Source organism: Paracoccus acridae (genome assembly GCF_014642735.1).
Lineage (GTDB): Bacteria > Pseudomonadota > Alphaproteobacteria > Rhodobacterales > Rhodobacteraceae > Paracoccus > Paracoccus acridae.
The window spans coordinates 205,303-219,981 of the sequence record NZ_BMIV01000007.1 but is presented as its reverse complement, the minus strand read 5'-3'; the positions used below and the strand labels follow the sequence as shown (position 1 = coordinate 219,981).

The 14,679-nt window shown below is 67.3% G+C and carries 18 protein-coding genes; 8 read left to right on the top strand and 10 right to left on the bottom strand.

What is annotated here, in order from left to right:
• Positions 1-123 precede the first annotated feature (123 nt).
• Entirely contained in the window at positions 124-843 is a 720-nt protein-coding gene (locus IEX25_RS12435; protein WP_188715308.1) for a PEP-CTERM sorting domain-containing protein, read from the top strand.
• A gap of 40 nt (positions 844-883) precedes the next feature.
• Here the strand turns inward: IEX25_RS12435 and IEX25_RS12430 are convergent, their stop codons facing one another.
• From IEX25_RS12430 to gmk, 3 genes are read right to left on the bottom strand one after another with little or no spacing between them, the layout of a single operon-like run.
• Positions 884-1,996 carry a sensor histidine kinase gene (locus IEX25_RS12430; protein ID WP_188715307.1) on the bottom strand — a complete coding sequence of 371 codons (1,113 nt, stop codon included), beginning with the start codon at positions 1,994-1,996 and terminating at the stop codon, positions 884-886.
• Positions 1,993-2,514 (bottom strand): gamma carbonic anhydrase family protein, encoded by a 522-nt coding sequence (locus IEX25_RS12425; protein WP_188715305.1) that lies wholly within the window; start codon positions 2,512-2,514, stop codon positions 1,993-1,995. The genes IEX25_RS12430 and IEX25_RS12425 overlap by 4 nt, the downstream gene beginning before the upstream one ends.
• Positions 2,511-3,140 carry a guanylate kinase gene (gene gmk, locus IEX25_RS12420; RefSeq protein ID WP_188715303.1) on the bottom strand — a complete coding sequence of 210 codons (630 nt, stop codon included), beginning with the start codon at positions 3,138-3,140 and terminating at the stop codon, positions 2,511-2,513. The genes IEX25_RS12425 and gmk overlap by 4 nt, the downstream gene beginning before the upstream one ends.
• Before the next feature lie 230 nt (positions 3,141-3,370).
• Here gmk and IEX25_RS12415 point away from each other — a divergent pair, with 230 nt between their 5' ends.
• Positions 3,371-4,129, top strand: coding sequence for a PAS domain-containing protein (locus tag IEX25_RS12415; protein WP_188715301.1), 759 nt, complete (start codon positions 3,371-3,373; stop codon positions 4,127-4,129).
• A 14-nt stretch (positions 4,130-4,143) separates the two neighbouring features.
• On the opposite strand, the gene IEX25_RS12410 is transcribed toward IEX25_RS12415, so the two are convergent.
• The 3 genes from IEX25_RS12410 to tgt form a co-directional block, all read right to left on the bottom strand.
• Complete coding sequence (locus IEX25_RS12410) at positions 4,144-5,145, bottom strand: GNAT family N-acetyltransferase (protein ID WP_188715299.1); 1,002 nt, start codon at positions 5,143-5,145, stop codon at positions 4,144-4,146.
• Complete coding sequence (rnd, locus tag IEX25_RS12405; RefSeq protein WP_103171684.1) at positions 5,142-6,311, bottom strand: ribonuclease D; 1,170 nt, start codon at positions 6,309-6,311, stop codon at positions 5,142-5,144. Before rnd ends, IEX25_RS12410 begins: the two co-directional genes overlap by 4 nt.
• A gap of 107 nt (positions 6,312-6,418) precedes the next feature.
• A complete protein-coding gene (tgt, locus tag IEX25_RS12400; RefSeq protein WP_188715297.1) occupies positions 6,419-7,549 on the bottom strand; it encodes a tRNA guanosine(34) transglycosylase Tgt in 1,131 nt (376 codons plus the stop codon).
• 123 nt (positions 7,550-7,672) lie between these two features.
• Here tgt and IEX25_RS12395 point away from each other — a divergent pair, with 123 nt between their 5' ends.
• From IEX25_RS12395 to tpiA, 3 genes are all read left to right on the top strand, one after another.
• Positions 7,673-8,026: an SUF system Fe-S cluster assembly protein gene (locus IEX25_RS12395; RefSeq protein WP_103171398.1), complete on the top strand. Its 354-nt coding sequence runs from the start codon at positions 7,673-7,675 to the stop codon at positions 8,024-8,026.
• A gap of 142 nt (positions 8,027-8,168) precedes the next feature.
• Complete coding sequence (locus IEX25_RS12390) at positions 8,169-8,540, top strand: HesB/IscA family protein (protein ID WP_103171397.1); 372 nt, start codon at positions 8,169-8,171, stop codon at positions 8,538-8,540.
• 89 nt (positions 8,541-8,629) lie between these two features.
• Complete coding sequence (gene tpiA / locus IEX25_RS12385) at positions 8,630-9,373, top strand: triose-phosphate isomerase (protein ID WP_188715295.1); 744 nt, start codon at positions 8,630-8,632, stop codon at positions 9,371-9,373.
• Here tpiA and IEX25_RS12380 read toward each other — a convergent pair.
• Genes IEX25_RS12380 through IEX25_RS12370 form a run of 3 tightly spaced genes read right to left on the bottom strand, consistent with a single transcriptional unit; the run spans position 9,348 to position 11,210 of the window.
• Positions 9,348-10,358 carry a GGDEF domain-containing protein gene (locus tag IEX25_RS12380; protein WP_188715293.1) on the bottom strand — a complete coding sequence of 337 codons (1,011 nt, stop codon included), beginning with the start codon at positions 10,356-10,358 and terminating at the stop codon, positions 9,348-9,350. The genes tpiA and IEX25_RS12380 overlap by 26 nt on opposite strands.
• Positions 10,355-10,870, bottom strand: a complete 516-nt coding sequence (locus IEX25_RS12375; protein WP_103171394.1) for a heme NO-binding domain-containing protein — start codon at positions 10,868-10,870, stop codon at positions 10,355-10,357. The genes IEX25_RS12380 and IEX25_RS12375 overlap by 4 nt, the downstream gene beginning before the upstream one ends.
• A 52-nt stretch (positions 10,871-10,922) precedes the next feature.
• Positions 10,923-11,210 (bottom strand): DUF3572 domain-containing protein, encoded by a 288-nt coding sequence (locus tag IEX25_RS12370; protein WP_188715290.1) that lies wholly within the window; start codon positions 11,208-11,210, stop codon positions 10,923-10,925.
• A 99-nt stretch (positions 11,211-11,309) separates the two neighbouring features.
• On the opposite strand from IEX25_RS12370, the gene IEX25_RS12365 reads away from it, so the two are divergent.
• The 3 genes from IEX25_RS12365 (at position 11,310) to IEX25_RS12355 (ending at position 13,879) form a co-directional block, all read left to right on the top strand.
• On the top strand, positions 11,310-12,695 hold the full coding sequence (locus IEX25_RS12365; protein ID WP_188715289.1) for a diguanylate cyclase: 1,386 nt from the start codon (positions 11,310-11,312) through the stop codon (positions 12,693-12,695).
• An 84-nt stretch (positions 12,696-12,779) separates the two neighbouring features.
• On the top strand, positions 12,780-13,187 hold the full coding sequence (locus IEX25_RS12360; protein ID WP_103171391.1) for a DUF983 domain-containing protein: 408 nt from the start codon (positions 12,780-12,782) through the stop codon (positions 13,185-13,187).
• Positions 13,136-13,879, top strand: coding sequence for an NUDIX hydrolase (locus tag IEX25_RS12355; RefSeq protein ID WP_188715287.1), 744 nt, complete (start codon positions 13,136-13,138; stop codon positions 13,877-13,879). Before IEX25_RS12360 ends, IEX25_RS12355 begins: the two co-directional genes overlap by 52 nt.
• Here the strand turns inward: IEX25_RS12355 and IEX25_RS12350 are convergent.
• Entirely contained in the window at positions 13,876-14,646 is a 771-nt protein-coding gene (locus tag IEX25_RS12350) for an enoyl-CoA hydratase-related protein (protein WP_188715285.1), read from the bottom strand. The two genes, IEX25_RS12355 and IEX25_RS12350, sit on opposite strands and share 4 nt — an antisense overlap.
• Positions 14,647-14,679: the final 33 nt, after the last annotated feature.

Here is a 14,679-nt window from a genome sequence, read left to right as displayed (position 1 = left end):
CTCTTTGGACTCTATTGCTTCACCTGATCACGGCGATCATCCGGGGCGAAAGGACCCATCACCGCCATGCAGTGGCCGCCTGAGGAGTTGTTCAGAGCCGACTATGTAACGAAAGGACCCAGCATGAAAAGTTCTCTTTTAAGCGGTGCAGCCGGCGCAATCCTTCTTGCAATGGCGTCGCAAACCCAAGCAGCGACGATCGTCCTCGACTTTGAAGGCATCTATGAAACCTATCCATCCAACAGTTCTGCAACTGTAGGCGGCTTCTATAACGGCGGGACCAGTAGCGTCGGCACCTCGGGGACGAATTATGGAGTAGAGTTTTCGGGCAATGCCCTGGCGGTGTGCCTGAATACGCTTGAAACCTCATGCTCCAATGGCTCTCGGGGAGGTTTGGGCAACCCCGCCTCACAGCAAACCGCCCTGTTCTTCGTTGAAGGAACGGAAACCTTCATGAATGTGGCAGCGGGTTTCACGACCGGCTTTTCATTTTTCTATTCTTCCGTCAACGTCGCCGGTTCAATCAGCGTCTATGATGGTCTGAACGGCACTGGGGCCCTGCTGGCAACGCTGGCCCTTGGTGTGACCGCCAGCAACTGCAGTAGTGAATACAATGCCCCTTTCTGTCCTTTCGCCGCCTCCGGCATCGGGTTCGAGGGACTTGCGAAGTCGGTAAGCTTCGCAGGGGCGGGCAACCAGATCGCCTTCGACGACGTGACTTTCGGCAGCGTGACGCCGGATCCAGATCCCGACCCCTCGCCGGTTCCGGTGCCTGCGGCATTCCCGATGCTGGCGGGCGGCCTGGGGCTGCTGTCGATGCTTCGCCGCCGCAAGGTGAAATAGGACCAGGCCCGACCCCGCCGCAGCCGCGCGGCGGGGTTTCTCAGCCCCGGCTGGCGCTTTCGGGCAGGATCACCGTGAAGGCGCTGCCCTGGCCCTTGCTGCTGTCGATGCGCAGCCTGCCCCGATGGCGGTTCACGATATGCTTGACGATGGCCAGGCCAAGTCCCGTTCCGCCCTGCGCGCGTGATCGGTGGGTGTCCACGCGATAGAAGCGTTCGGTCAGGCGCGGCAGGTGCATCCCCTCGATCCCTTCGCCCCTGTCGCGGATCTCCACCGCCCAGGCGGGGCCGCGCAATTGCGGTTCGTGGTCGATCCGGCGCATCGTCACGCCCAGGTATCCGCCAGAGCCGCCGTATTTCAGCGCGTTCTCGATCAGGTTCTGGAAGACCTGCACCAACTGGTCGGGATCGCCGGGCACCATCTGGCTGCCGTCGAGGCCCCGGACCTCTGCCGTGACCCCGGCGGTCTGGGCCGCATGGTCCATAGTCGCAAGCACCCCCCGCAGCAGCAGGGGCAGATCGACCTGGCCGCCGGGGCGGCGGCGTTCCTCGGCCTGGACGCGGCTCAGCGACAGAAGGTCGCTGACCAGGCGGTTCATGCGGGCGGCTTCGCGTTCCATGATGTCCAGGAAGCGGTCGCGGGCCTTGGCATCGTCGCGGGCCGGGCCGCGCAGGGTCTCGATGAAGCCGATCATCGCGGTCAGCGGCGTCTTCAGTTCGTGGCTGACATTGGCGACGAAATCGCGCCGCATCTGTTCCGCCTCCTCGGCCGCCGATCGGTCGAGAACCGCGATCGTCGCCCCCTTCCCCAGGGGCGAGGGCAGGCGCGCCACTGTGATTTCAGCCGCGATGTCGCGCCCGTCCGCCCCGATCACGGCGTTCAGCCGGACCCCCCCCTTGGCCGAGGCGGGCAGCGAGGGGTCGGGCACCGGCGCGGGGTGGCGGTCGGGATCCAGCACCCAGTCCAGCGCCGCGACGACGGCCGGATGGCGCAGGATGGTGACAAAGGGCCGGTTCAGCAGATCGCCGCCGCCGAACAGGGCCACCGCCGCGGGATTGGCGGCAATGGTGCGCGCCCGGTCATCGACCGCCAGCATCGGCACGGGCACCCCGTCCAGCAGGTCGGACGCCCGGCGATGCGCGTCGGGGATCATCCGGCCTGCCGCAGGCCCGCGCGGAACCGCGCGGCATTGGCGCGGTATCGGGCGGCCGACTGCCGCAGGCCGTCAAGCGCCGCCTCGTCCAGCATCCGCACGACCTTGCCGGGCGCGCCCATGACCAGGGCGCCTGGCGGGATCTCCTTGTTTTCCGCGATCAGGGCGCCCGCGCCGATCAGGGCGCCCGCCCCGATCTTCGCGCCGTTCAGGATCGTGGCGCCCATGCCGACCAGGGCGCCGTCGCCGATGGTGCAGCCGTGCAGGATCGCGCGATGGCCGATGGTGCAATCTGCGCCGATGACCAGCGGGCAGCCCGGATCGGTGTGCAGCACGCACAGATCCTGGACATTGCTGCCCCGGCCCAGGCGGATCTCCTCGGTGTCGCCGCGCAGCACGGCCCCCCACCAGACCGAGGCGCCTTCTTCCAGCACCACCTTGCCCATCAGTTGCGCGTCGGGCGCGACCCAGGCGTCTGCCGCGACCTGGGGTGCGATGCCGTCCAGTTCCCAGATCATGCGTCCTCCTCCATCAGGTGCTTGACGAAGCGGCCAAGCCCGCCCTGCCGGTCGCGGCGCAGCCGTTCGGCGGTCAGGATGGCGCGCAGACGGCCTTCCGTCTCGTCCAGGTCGTCGTTGACCAGGACATAATCGTATTCGGCCCAGTGGCTGATCTCGGCCCGGCTTTTCGCCATCCGCGCCGCGATGACCTCGTCGCTGTCCTGCCCGCGTCCGCGCAGGCGGCGTTCCAGTTCGGGAAGCGACGGCGGCAGCACGAAGATGGACACGACATGCCCCCCCAGGGCCGAGGCGCGGATCTGCTGGCCGCCCTGCCAGTCCACGTCGAACAGCGTGTCGCGCCCGTCGCGCATCGCCGCCTCGACCGGGGCGCGGGGGCTGCCGTAAAGGTTGCCGAACACCTCGGCATATTCCAGCATCTGCCCTTGTTCGACCATCTGGTGAAAGGCGCCGGGGGTGGTGAAGAAGTAATGTTGCCCGTCCACCTCGCCCGGCCGGGGGGGACGGGTGGTGGCCGAGACCGAGAACCGCAGGCTGGGATCCCAGTCCATCAGCCGCCGGGCCAGCGTCGATTTCCCCGCGCCCGATGGCGATGACAGGATGATCAGCAGGCCGGTCCGGTCCATGGGTCGTCTTTCCTTGGCAATCTGACGGCGGGATGGACCAGCGGTGCCCGACGGTCAAGTCCCCTGCCTCCGGTCGGAGCGGGACTGCAGATGCCTTAACCATTCGTTAGGAAACGACTCGGCATGTGGCGAAGTTATGTTTATCATGATCTTGCAGTAATGGCGTATCTGCGTTCCTGGATGCGCGTGGTAACGAGGGTAAAGCAGTGTCGGAATGGAAGGACGACAAGATGTCGTGTCCGCCCGAAGCGGATCGGACAGGCCGGATTGTGCATCTTGCCGATTTCAACCTGACCCAGCCTGCCCGCATCATGGCCGACATGCGCGCCTATTGGGACAGCCTGCGACAGGGTCGGGCCGTGCCCGCCCGGTCCGACATCCAGCCCCAGGGGATCCGGCGCGCGCTGGATTACGCCTTCATCCTGGAACGGATCGCCCCCGGCGCCGCGCGGTTCCGCCTTGCCGGGCAGCACCTGATCGACCTGATGGGGATGGAGGTGCGCGGCATGGCCTTCTGTTCGCTGGCCCATTCAAGCTCGCGCGGGCGGTTGTCGGATGTGCTGGAATCGGTGTTCCGCGCCCCGCAATTGGCCCAGATGACGTTGCACGCGAAAGCCGAATATGCCCGACCCGAGCTTTCGGCGCGGATGCTGCTTCTGCCCTTGTCCTCGGATCTGGGCGACGTGACGCGCGCCTTGGGCTGCATCATCGCCGAAGGCCAGATCGGCGTCGCCCCCCGCCGGTTCGACCTGACCCATGACGAGGTTCTGCCCATCATCGAAGGGGGCAAGACCCTGGCGCCCTCCGCCTCGGACCCCGGACGAGAGGGATGGTCCGCCGGAAGCGCGCGGGCGGGAAAGCTTGGCCGACCCGCGGGCCTGGCCGCGCCGGAACGCAGCCTGGGGCGCGACGACAGCGAAGGCAGGCGGTCTCAGTTTCAACTGATCACCCTGCCCGGCCCGTCGCGTCCAACAGGCCGGACCGAATGATCAGGGCCTAATAATCACGCCAGCAGCCAGGGGCGCATCTTGCGTTGCCAGCGATAGATCGCGGCTGGCGCAGCCTCTCCGCGCCCGGCCGAGAACAGCATCTGGTCTTCCTCTCGCTGGAAACCGAGGTTCTTCAGCAGCCTGCGGGACGGCAGGTTGTCCAGGAACACGTCGGCCAGCAGTTCGGGCGGGTCGAAGCGGGCGATGATCTCGTCCAGGAAGGCGCGCGCCATCTCCTCTCCCAGTCCCTGCCCCGCCAGGGCGGGATCGAGGAAATAGAAGATGCGCCAGGGATCGCCCGCGCTGATGCCGATGGACCCGGCAACCCGCCCGCCATGCCGCACGGTCAGGCGCATGGGCGGCAGCAGGCCGTCTGACCGGAACAAGGGTTCCATCTCCTCGGGCGTCATGTGGGGATGGAACACCAGCAGCTTCGACGCGACCTGGGGGCTGGTGGCAATGCGGTGCAGATCGGGCAGGTCGGCGGGCCGGAATGGCTGGATCAGCAGGCGCGGCGTCGTCAGCACGATGGGATGACGGCGGGCGAAATCCTGTCGGGACAGGCGCAGCGACAGTCCGGGCAATTGCTGCTGCCGTGGCTGCGACCACAGCGTGACCGGGCCGGATGGCCGGAAACCCAGCCGCGCCAGCAGCGCGGCACAGCGGGTGTTGCCCTGGACATGGTTCGCCTCGGTTTCATCGGCGCCGCCGCGGAAACGGCGGGACAAGGCAAGGACCGACGCCCGTTCCGCAAGCCCCTGCCCCTGCGCGGCCGGCGCCATCCAGATCCCGAAGCTGGCCGAGGCGCGGACCATGCCCACCAGGCGGCCCTCGTGGCGGACGGCATGTTCGTCAAGACCCGCACCGGCAATGAAGGCCGCCGCATCGTCCGGCCGATAGGGCCAGGGCACGGCGGTCAGCCATTGGGCCAGATCCCAGCCGGACAGGGCATCGGCGATGGCGGCGGCATCCTCGGGCCATGGACGGGTCAGGACCAGGGCCGCCACCGCGTTCATCCCACCGGTATGACGCGCACCGCGCCGCCCTTGGCCGACAGCGCGATCTCTCCCTGCGCCAGGCGCAGGGCGTCGTGCCCGAACACCTCGGCCCGCCAGCCCTTCAGCGCGGGCAGGTCGCGTTCCCCCTGGGCGATGGCGTCCAGTTCCGACGACGACGCGATCAGCTTGGGCGCGACCCCCGATTCATCCGCCTTGGCCTTGAGAAGAACCCGCAGCAGGTCGGACAGCGCGGCATTGCCGGGCTTGCCCGGTTCCTCGGCCTTGGCCTGGGGCAGGTCCTTCGTCTCGATCCCGGCCTTGACGGCGGCCAGAATGCCGTTGGCGATGTCGCCCTTGCGCGCCTCGCGCAGCAGCAGGCGGGACCGGCCCAGATCGGCCTCGGTCAGGGGTTTGGTCGAGGCGACCTCGATCATGGCGTCGTCCTTGAAGACCCGCGACCGGGGAATGTCACGTTCCTGGGCGTAGGCCTCGCGGAAGCGGGCCAGTTCGCGCAGGATCGCCAGAAAGCGGGGCGAATTGGTGCGCGTGCGGATCTTGAGCCAGGCTTCTTCGGGGCGGGTGATATAGGTTTCGGGGTCTTCAAGGACCGCGATCTCCTCGGCCAGCCAGCTTTCGCGATTGTTCTTGCGCAGTTCGGCCGCCAGGAATTCATAGATGACGCGCAGATGGGTCACGTCGGCCAGGGCATAGGCCGCCTGCGCGTCCGACAGGGGACGGCGCGACCAGTCGGTGAAGCGCGACGACTTGTCCAGGTTGGCCTTGGCGATCTTGCGCACCAGGGTCTCGTATCCGACCTGCTCGCCAAAGCCGCAGACCATCGCGGCCACCTGCGTGTCGAACAGGGGCTGGGGGAAAAGGCCCGCGTCATGGAAGAAGATCTCGAGGTCCTGGCGGGCGGCGTGGAACACCTTGACGGTGCCCTCGTGGCGGAACAGGTCGTAAAGCGGCTCCAGCGACAGCCCTTCGGCCAGGGGATCGACCAGCACGGCCTCTCCGCCCGGGGTTTTGGGGGTCGATGCGGGCGGAATGGCAAGCTGGATCAGGCACAGCTTCGACCAATAGGTCCGTTCGCGCAGGAATTCCGTATCGACGGTGACATAGGGGGCTGACTTTGCGTTCTCGCAAAACAGCGCGAGGTCGTCGGTCCGGGTAATGGTGATGATGTCGTCGCTCATGAGGGCTTTCGCAGGGCGGTTCGTCCGCCGGATCCGGTTGACATAAGACCAAGACTTCGCCTTGGAAAGTCTTTTTGGTCAGCCAGCCTGACGGATCACAAGGCCAGGATGTCGCCCTCTGCGCGCATTGCGTGAAAATCAGCCACGAAATCGTCCAGCCGCCCTTGGGTGATCGCGTTGCGCAGGCCTTCCATCAGTTCCTGGAAATAATGCAGGTTGTGCCAGGTCAACAGCATCCCGCTGATCATCTCGCCCGCGCGGAAGACGTGGTGCAGATAGGCGCGGGAATACCCCGTGCAGGCCGGGCAGGTGCAATCCTGATCCAGCGGGCGCGGGTCGTCGGCATGGCGCGCATTCTTGATGTTGACCTGTCCCCGCCGCGTCCAGGCCTGCCCCGTGCGGCCCGACCGCGACGGCAGCACGCAGTCCATCATGTCCACGCCCCGCTGCACGGCACCCACGATGTCGTCTGGCTTGCCCACGCCCATCAGATAGCGCGGCTTGTCGGCGGGAAGGAAACCGGGCGCATAGTCGAGAACGCCGAACATCGCCTCCTGCCCCTCGCCCACGGCAAGGCCGCCGATCGCATAGCCGTCGAAGCCGATGGATTTCAAAGCTTCGGCGGACTCCTCGCGCAGATCACGCGTGACGCCGCCCTGCATGATGCCGAACAGCGCGTGTCCCGGCCGGTCGCCGAACGCGTCGCGCGACCGTTGCGCCCAACGCATGGACAGGCGCATGGACTGCGCCACGGCCTCCTCGGTTGCGGGCAGCGCGGGACATTCGTCGAAGCACATCACGATGTCGCTGCCCAGCAGGCGCTGGATCTCCATGCTGGTTTCGGGCGACAGCATGTGCTTGGACCCGTCGATATGGGACGAGAAGGTGACACCGTCTTCCGTCAGCTTGCGCAGGGCCGCCAGCGACATCACCTGGAATCCGCCCGAATCCGTCAGGATGGGCCGGTCCCAGTTCATGAAGCGGTGCAACCCGCCCAGCCGCGCGATGCGTTCCGCGCCCGGCCGCAGCATCAGGTGATAGGTATTGCCCAGCAGGATGTCGGCCCCGGTGGCGCGGACGGATTCCGGCAGCATCGCCTTGACGGTCGCGGCGGTGCCCACCGGCATGAAGGCGGGGGTGCGGATCTCGCCGCGCGGCGTGTGGATGGTGCCGGTGCGGGCTTGGCCGTCGGTCGCGTGAAGGGTAAAGTGGAAACGCTCGCTCATCGGGGGGCCTGTCGCTGGAACCGGGCGTGTCTAGCCGCTGCGGGCGGGGACCGCAATGCGGCCCGTCTCTGGACCTGAAGGGGGCAGAAGCCTATATCAGGGCAAATTCGACAGGAACACGCCATGACCGAACCGCAGGAAGGTGCGCCGCTGATCGCGCCCTCGACCACCGAGCATCCGCTGTATGAAAGCGTCGTCGAGGCTTGCAAGACGGTTTACGACCCGGAAATCCCGGTCAACATCTTCGACCTGGGCCTGATCTATACCATCGCGATCAACCCGGAAAACGAGGTGCGGGTCGTCATGACCCTGACCGCGCCTGGCTGCCCCGTCGCGGGCGAGATGCCGGGTTGGGTCGCCGACGCCGTCGAGGCCATTCCGGGCGTCAAGCAGGTCGATGTGGAAATGACCTTCCAGCCGCAATGGGGCATGGACATGATGTCCGACGAGGCGCGGCTGGAACTGGGCTTCATGTAGGCCGCCCTTGGCGGCGGTGGCCGGGGGACTTCACGTCCCCCGGACCCCCTGTGGGATATTTGACCCCAAGGCAAAGAACCTGCCCGTCTTGATGGAGGCAGGCCGGGGGATTATGTTCAGGGTGAACAGAAGGAACGCGCCCATGTTTGCCATTCCCGGATCCGTGCCCGTCACGATCACGCCTGCCGCCGAGCGCCAGATCGCCCGACTGATGGCGGGCAAGAACGCCTTCGGCCTGCGGATCGGGCTGAAGAAGGGCGGCTGCGCGGGCATGGAATACACCATGGATCTGGTCGAGACGGCGGAATCCAATGACGAGATCGTGGAACAGGGCGCAGCACGCGTGCTGATCGCGCCCAAGGCGCAGATGTTCCTGTTCGGGACCGAGATCGACTATGAGACCGGGGTGCTGGAATCCCAGTTCCGGTTCCGCAACCCGAACGTGACCGATGCCTGCGGCTGCGGCGAATCCGTGCGGTTCGAGCCGCTGGAAGGAAGCCGCGCCGCCGGTTGATGGGGCAATTTGCGCGGGGTTTCGTCGCTATCATCATTGCGAAGCCCGGACCCTGCCCCTAAGCCTCTGCAAACGCTTGGAGGAACAGCATGGCACCGCGCAAACTGGCTGCTGGAAACTGGAAGATGAACGGCGACCTGGCCGCCTTGGCCGAGATCGACGCCCTGGTCACGGCCCATCCGGCCCCCGGCTGCGAGGTCGTGATCTGTCCGCCTGCCGTCCTTCTGCATCCGATGAAGGCAAGGGCGGGCGATGCCATCGCCCTTGGCGGGCAGGACTGTCATGCCAACCGCTCGGGCGCGCATACCGGCGACATCGCGGCAGGCCAGCTTAAGGATGCGGGCGCGGCCTATGTGATCCTGGGACATTCCGAACGCCGCGCCGACTATGGCGAGACCGATGCGATGGTGGCGGCAAAGGCCGCGGCCGCCCATGCCGCCGGGTTGACGGCGATCATCTGCGTGGGCGAAACCGAGGCGCAGCGGGACGGCGACGAGACATTGACGGTCATCGCTTCGCAACTGGACGGGTCGATCCCCGAGGGGGCCACGGCTGCCAATACCGTCATCGCCTATGAACCCGTCTGGGCCATAGGCACAGGGCGCACCCCCACCGCCGACCAGATCGCCGAGGTTCATGCGCTGATGCGGGAACGCCTGGCGGGCAAGGTGCAGGACGCGGCGCAGGTGCGCCTGCTTTATGGCGGCAGCGTCAAGCCGGGCAATGCGGCCGAGATCTTTGCCGTTCCCGATGTGGACGGCGCCCTGGTCGGCGGGGCAAGCCTGAAGGCCGTCGATTTCGGACCGATCATCGCGGCCCTGGCAGCGGCTTGACGGCGGCGTCCACCGGCAGGGGCGCGATCGAGACGCGACCCTTGCCGGCCCGTTTCGACCGATAAAGCGCCACGTCGGCATCATCCAGCATCCGCTCGATGCCGTCCGGGCCATAGCCTGCGGACAGCACGATCCCCAGGCTTGCCGATACAGCGCAGTCTTCGGGCGAGACGGCCTCGATGCCCTGGACGATCCGCATGCCGATGGCGGTCAGCGCCTGGCAGGTCCAGCTTCCCCCCAGGATCAGCACGAATTCGTCCCCGCCGATCCGCGCGACGTGATCGCGCGACCGGACCGCCCGGCCCAGCACGCGGGCGACATTGCCCAGCAAGCGGTCGCCCGCGCCATGGCCCAGCCGGTCGTTGACCTGCTTGAAATTGTCCAGGTCCAGATGAACCAGGGCGAAACCCTGCATCCCGCCCTTGGGATCCAGGGCATTGCGCATCACTGCCTGCAGGCCCCGGCGGTTGAGCAGACCTGTCAGGGCATCGGTATGGGCCTCTCGCTCGGCATCCTGGCGGGCCAGCATCAGGTGGCGGTTGAAGCGGGCAAGTTCCTGCTGGATGGCCCGGTTCGCCTCTTGCAGGAACATCAGTTCAAGCGCGAGTTCCGTGGGGGCGAAGTCTCCCTCGGTCAGGCCGAAGGCGGCGACCGCGTCCGACAGCGACACCCCGAAGCCGAAATTCAGCAGCAGCCCACCGAACCCCGGCGCGACGACATGGCCGCGCAGCATCAACTGCCCGTGATGGCGCAGGCGCAGGGCCAGGCGGTCGCCAGGTTCCGCCGCGCGGATGGCGCCGATGACATGGCCGGTCGCGATGCCCCTTGCCTCGACGAAGATATCCTCGACGCCCTGGGCGCCGGGCGGCATCAGCTTGCGCATGGTCGGACCGGCAAAATGGATCTGCCCGCAATCCGCGATGCACAGATGCATGGGCATCAGGCGGTCCAGGGCGGCTTGCCCAAGGGTCAGGGCATGGGTCATCGCCCCTGCCCCCTGGCCGACAGGTGGAAGGTGCGCGCGGCGGCGAAGGCCAGGTCCGACACGTCGATGCACAGGCCCCCGTCCTGCCGGAAGATCACGCAAAGCGTGCCATAATCGTCGGCCATGGCCCGCAGCAGCCCGGCCAGCAGGGACGTCCAGATGGGCGATCCATCCGTGAACGTCACCCAGAGCAGCCCGTCATCGCCGCGCGACAGGCCGATTTCAGGAATATCGACATCATCCGTGATCAGCCGGATGCGGTCCGGCAACTCCTCGAGCCGCAGAAGGAAATCCAGGAAATCCCGGCCGCAGAAACGCAGCAGGCGCCAGATTTCCTCTTGCTGGACCAGCCATGCCCCCAGATCCTCGGCCAGTTCGTCGACGGGCTTGTCCAGGTTGCGCGCAGCATCATGCAGCAACTGGCCCGGAGGCAGGGTGCCCGCCCGGTCTTCAAGGGAAACCGATTGCTCGGTCAGGAATTTCTCGATCGCGCGGCTGACCAGATCGTGCATGTGTCACCTCCGCCGCCCGTGATAAGGGCAAGAGGTGAAGAAATTCCCAACGTCAGATTTCCCATCCGTAGCTGCCAGGGCCGGCCAGGGCCGTGCGGGCCTGCATCAGGTCGCCCGGCACGACCTGCAAGTCCGCCGCAGCTTCCAGCACCCGCTGGTCGTCTTCCAGCAGATAGTCCAGGACATGCAGGGCGATGTCGGGATTGCCGGCCGCCTGGCGCAGATCCTGGGGTTGAAGGCCGGTCGCCCCCAGAAAGCCGCCCAGCAGTTCGGGCCGTTCCACCATGTAGAGAAGAACGCCCATGGCCAGGTCCTGCGCGGATTCTCGCGTATATGTCATCACATGTTTCCCCGATGCGGCCAGTGATGCCTGTTTGGAAACCCTTTGTTAAGGAATCAATGCAATTCTTTGGAAAATTGTCGTAAAGGGGCGTTATCTGTGACTGCGCGTATCCTTATCGCGGAAAGCAGTGCAACCAGCCGGATCAGCCTCAAGGTCAGGCTGTCGGGCGCCTGTTACGATGTGCTGGCGGCCGCTTCGGCAACCGAACTTCTGTCGCAACTGCGCCTTGGGCGCCCGGATCTGATTCTGCTGGGACCGGGCTTCACCGATGTGCCGCTGCCCGATTTCTTTCGCATGGTGTCGGTGGAACGCCCCCGTACACCGGTCCTGGTTCTCGCCAACGGGCAGCGCCGGGTCGAGGCGCTGGAGGCGGGCGCGGCGGCCGTTCTGGATCCGCGGGTCGATGAACAGATGCTGCTGGCCCGCGTCCGCGGCCTTCTGCGGGACGCCGAGGCGGAGGATCCGCCGGACTTCGCCATGGCCGAACAGGCGGCGGGCTTTGCCCACGCGCCGTCGGGGAATGTCGTGCTGGTGGCCGACCAGCCCGCGCGGGCGCAACGCTGGCGCCATGCCCTGCAACCGCGCCTGAACTGCCGATTCGCCATTTCCAGCCCCGATGAAACGCTCAGCGCGGCGGCGCAGGGCGATGGCGCGGATCTCTACATCATCGCCGCCGACATCGACCGCAAGGGCGACGGCCTGCAGCTTCTGTCCGAACTGCGATCGCGCAACGGATCGAAGGAGGCGGGCTTTGCCGTCCTTGTCGCGCCCGAGCGCGAGGAGCTCTGCGCCATCGCGCTGGATCTGGGCGCGGGCGAGGTGCTGCCCCTGGACCCGGCCGAGGACAACAATGCCGAAATCGCCGCCCTGGCCTTGCGCAACCAGCTTGACCGCAAGCGCCGTGCCGACACCCGGCGCGAGGAGATGAAGCGCAACATGGCCTGGGCTATGTCCGATCCGCTGACCGGCCTTTACAACCGCCGCTATGCCCTGCCCCGCCTGGTCGAGATCGCGCGCGGCGCCATGCGGCGGCAATCGGGATTTGCCGTGATGGCGCTGGATCTGGACCGCTTCAAGGCGATCAACGACAGCTTCGGCCATGCGGCGGGCGACGCCGTCCTGTGCGACATCGCCCACCGGGTCGAGGAGATCGTGTCCAGCCGCGGCCTGACCGCCCGCTTGGGAGGAGAGGAGTTCCTGGTCGTGCTGCCCAACGCGACCGAGGCCGAGGCGCTTCGGATGGCCGAGGAAATCCGCCGCGCCGTCGAAGCGCAGCCCACGCTGTTGCCCCGCATCTCGGGCGGAGGCGAGGTTCAGGCCACGCTGTCGATCGGGGTGGCGCTGGAACAGACGCCCTTCTGCATCAGCCGCCCCGACATCCTGGCGGAAATCGCGCTTGAACGTGCGGACCGCGCGATGATCGCCGCCAAGTCGCTGGGGCGCAACCGCGTGCTAATGGCGCCGACGCAGCCGGTCTGCTGAGGCGTCGAAAGGCACGGGAACCGGTCTGGTATCCCGCCCGATCAGCCCCTACATTGGCAACGCCCGACCAACCCGGAGATTGCCATGTCGTCCCAAGCCGCACCGTCCGATATGTCCGAGCGTCCGACCGGACAGGCAGTGCTTCGCGGTTCCCGGGGCCGCTGCCCCGCCTGCGGCGAGGGGAAGCTGTTCCGGTCCTTCCTGAAGGTCGCCGATCATTGCCCGTCCTGCGGCGAGGCCTTGCATCATCAGCGTGCCGATGACGGCCCGGCTTATCTGACGATCCTGCTTGTCTCGCATCTGGGCGCGCCGATCCTGCTGGCCAGCTATGTCGCATGGCGGCCATCCGCGATGACGATGATCTGGACCTTCAGCCTGGGCGCCGTGATCCTGTCGCTGCTGCTGTTGCCGCGCATCAAGGGGGCCTTCGTGGGCCTGCAATGGGCCCGGCGGATGCACGGGTTCGGCGCGCGACCCGTGACCTCGGCGTGACCGACCCCACCCCCATCCGCGACGCGGCGACCGTCATCCTGCTGCGCAGGACGGGCGGCGGGACGGGGGGCGGCAGTTCGGTCCTGATGGGGATGCGCGGCGCGGGGGCGGTCTTCATGCCGTCGAAATACGTCTTTCCAGGGGGCGCGGTCGATGCCTCGGACGCGGCCGTGTCGCTGGCGGCGCCCCTTGCGGAGCCGCATCGAAGCCGCCTGGCACGGGAACCCCGCCCCGATTGCACGCCCCACCCCGATGCCATTGCCGCCGCCGCCCTGCGCGAACTGGCCGAGGAAACGGGCCAGTTGATCGGCCGTCCCGGCCGCTGCGACTGGCCGGGCTTTGCCGAGGCGGGGCTTGCCCCCGACGCCGCCTCCCTGACCTATCTGTTCCGCGCCATCACCCCGCCGGGCCGCCCGCGCCGGTTCGATGCGCATTTCTTCGTGGCCGACGCCGCCTGCCTGGCGACCGACCCCGACGACTTCAGCCGCGCCTGCGACGAGCTTTCGCACCTGCACTGGGTGCCCCTGGCCCAGGCGCGCGCTCTGGACCTGCCCTTCATCACCGAGGTCGTGCTGGCCGAACTGGCCGACCTGATCGCGGGCTTGGCGCCCGACGCGCCCTTGCCGGTGCCTGACACGGTGCCCTTCTTCGACAACCGGACCCCTGCCCCGCGTTTCGCGCAGATCGCCTAGCGTCCGGTGAACCGCGCCGGGCGCTTTTCCAGGAAGGCCGTCACCCCTTCGACGAAATCCGCTGTCCGGCCCGCCGCACCTTGCAGCCGCGCCTCCAGCGCAAGCTGCGCGTCCATGTCGTTCTGGGTGGATGCCGCGACGGCTTCGCGGATCGCCAGATAGGCGGCCGTCGGTCCTTGCGCCAGTTGCCGCGCCCGGGTGGCGATGCCTTCGGCGAAATCCGCATCCGGCAGCGCTTCCCAGATCAGCCCCCAATCGGCGGCCTGGCGGGCGCTGACGGGTTCGGCGAACAGCATCATACCCATGGCCCGCGCCATGCCCACGGCGCGGGGAATGACGAAGGTGCCGCCTGCATCCGGGACCAGCCCGATCCGCGCGAAGGCCTGGATGAAGCTGGCGCTTTCGGTGGCGATCACCACGTCGGCGGCCAGGGCCAGGTTCGCCCCCGCCCCCGCCGCGACTCCGTTCACCGCCGCGATCACCGGCGCGCGGCAGGCGCGGATCGCCCGCAGCATGGGTTCGTATTCGTCGCGCAGCGTGCCTTCCAAATCGGCTGCCGCGGCCCGATCGGTCAGATCCTGCCCCGAACAGAAGCCCCGCCCGGCGCCGGTGATGACCAGGCAACGCGCTTCGGGGGGCAGGGTCGTCACCGCCTCCGTGATCTCGGCCCGCATCCGACTGCTGAGCGCGTTCATCACCTGCGGGCGATTCAGGGTCAGCGTGGCGACGCCTTCGCTGACGGCGAATTCGATGGTTTCGTAAGTCATGGCGGTCCCCCTTTTGGCGGCATCATGACCGAA

Excerpts from the sequence above, each read along its gene's own strand:
- IEX25_RS12435 (WP_188715308.1), top strand. The coding sequence starts at position 124 with ATGAAAAGTTCTCTTTTAAGCGGTGCAGCCGGCGCAATCCTTCTTGCA.
- IEX25_RS12430 (WP_188715307.1), bottom strand. The coding sequence starts at position 1,996 with ATGATCCCCGACGCGCATCGCCGGGCGTCCGACCTGCTGGACGGGGTG.
- IEX25_RS12425 (WP_188715305.1), bottom strand. The coding sequence starts at position 2,514 with ATGATCTGGGAACTGGACGGCATCGCACCCCAGGTCGCGGCAGACGCC.
- gmk (WP_188715303.1), bottom strand. The coding sequence starts at position 3,140 with ATGGACCGGACCGGCCTGCTGATCATCCTGTCATCGCCATCGGGCGCG.
- IEX25_RS12415 (WP_188715301.1), top strand. The coding sequence starts at position 3,371 with ATGTCGTGTCCGCCCGAAGCGGATCGGACAGGCCGGATTGTGCATCTT.
- IEX25_RS12410 (WP_188715299.1), bottom strand. The coding sequence starts at position 5,145 with ATGAACGCGGTGGCGGCCCTGGTCCTGACCCGTCCATGGCCCGAGGAT.
- tgt (WP_188715297.1), bottom strand. The coding sequence starts at position 7,549 with ATGAGCGAGCGTTTCCACTTTACCCTTCACGCGACCGACGGCCAAGCC.
- IEX25_RS12395 (WP_103171398.1), top strand. The coding sequence starts at position 7,673 with ATGACCGAACCGCAGGAAGGTGCGCCGCTGATCGCGCCCTCGACCACC.
- IEX25_RS12390 (WP_103171397.1), top strand. The coding sequence starts at position 8,169 with ATGTTTGCCATTCCCGGATCCGTGCCCGTCACGATCACGCCTGCCGCC.
- tpiA (WP_188715295.1), top strand. The coding sequence starts at position 8,630 with ATGGCACCGCGCAAACTGGCTGCTGGAAACTGGAAGATGAACGGCGAC.
- IEX25_RS12380 (WP_188715293.1), bottom strand. The coding sequence starts at position 10,358 with ATGACCCATGCCCTGACCCTTGGGCAAGCCGCCCTGGACCGCCTGATG.
- IEX25_RS12375 (WP_103171394.1), bottom strand. The coding sequence starts at position 10,870 with ATGCACGATCTGGTCAGCCGCGCGATCGAGAAATTCCTGACCGAGCAA.
- IEX25_RS12370 (WP_188715290.1), bottom strand. The coding sequence starts at position 11,210 with ATGACATATACGCGAGAATCCGCGCAGGACCTGGCCATGGGCGTTCTT.
- IEX25_RS12360 (WP_103171391.1), top strand. The coding sequence starts at position 12,780 with ATGTCGTCCCAAGCCGCACCGTCCGATATGTCCGAGCGTCCGACCGGA.
- IEX25_RS12355 (WP_188715287.1), top strand. The coding sequence starts at position 13,136 with ATGGGCCCGGCGGATGCACGGGTTCGGCGCGCGACCCGTGACCTCGGC.
- IEX25_RS12350 (WP_188715285.1), bottom strand. The coding sequence starts at position 14,646 with ATGACTTACGAAACCATCGAATTCGCCGTCAGCGAAGGCGTCGCCACG.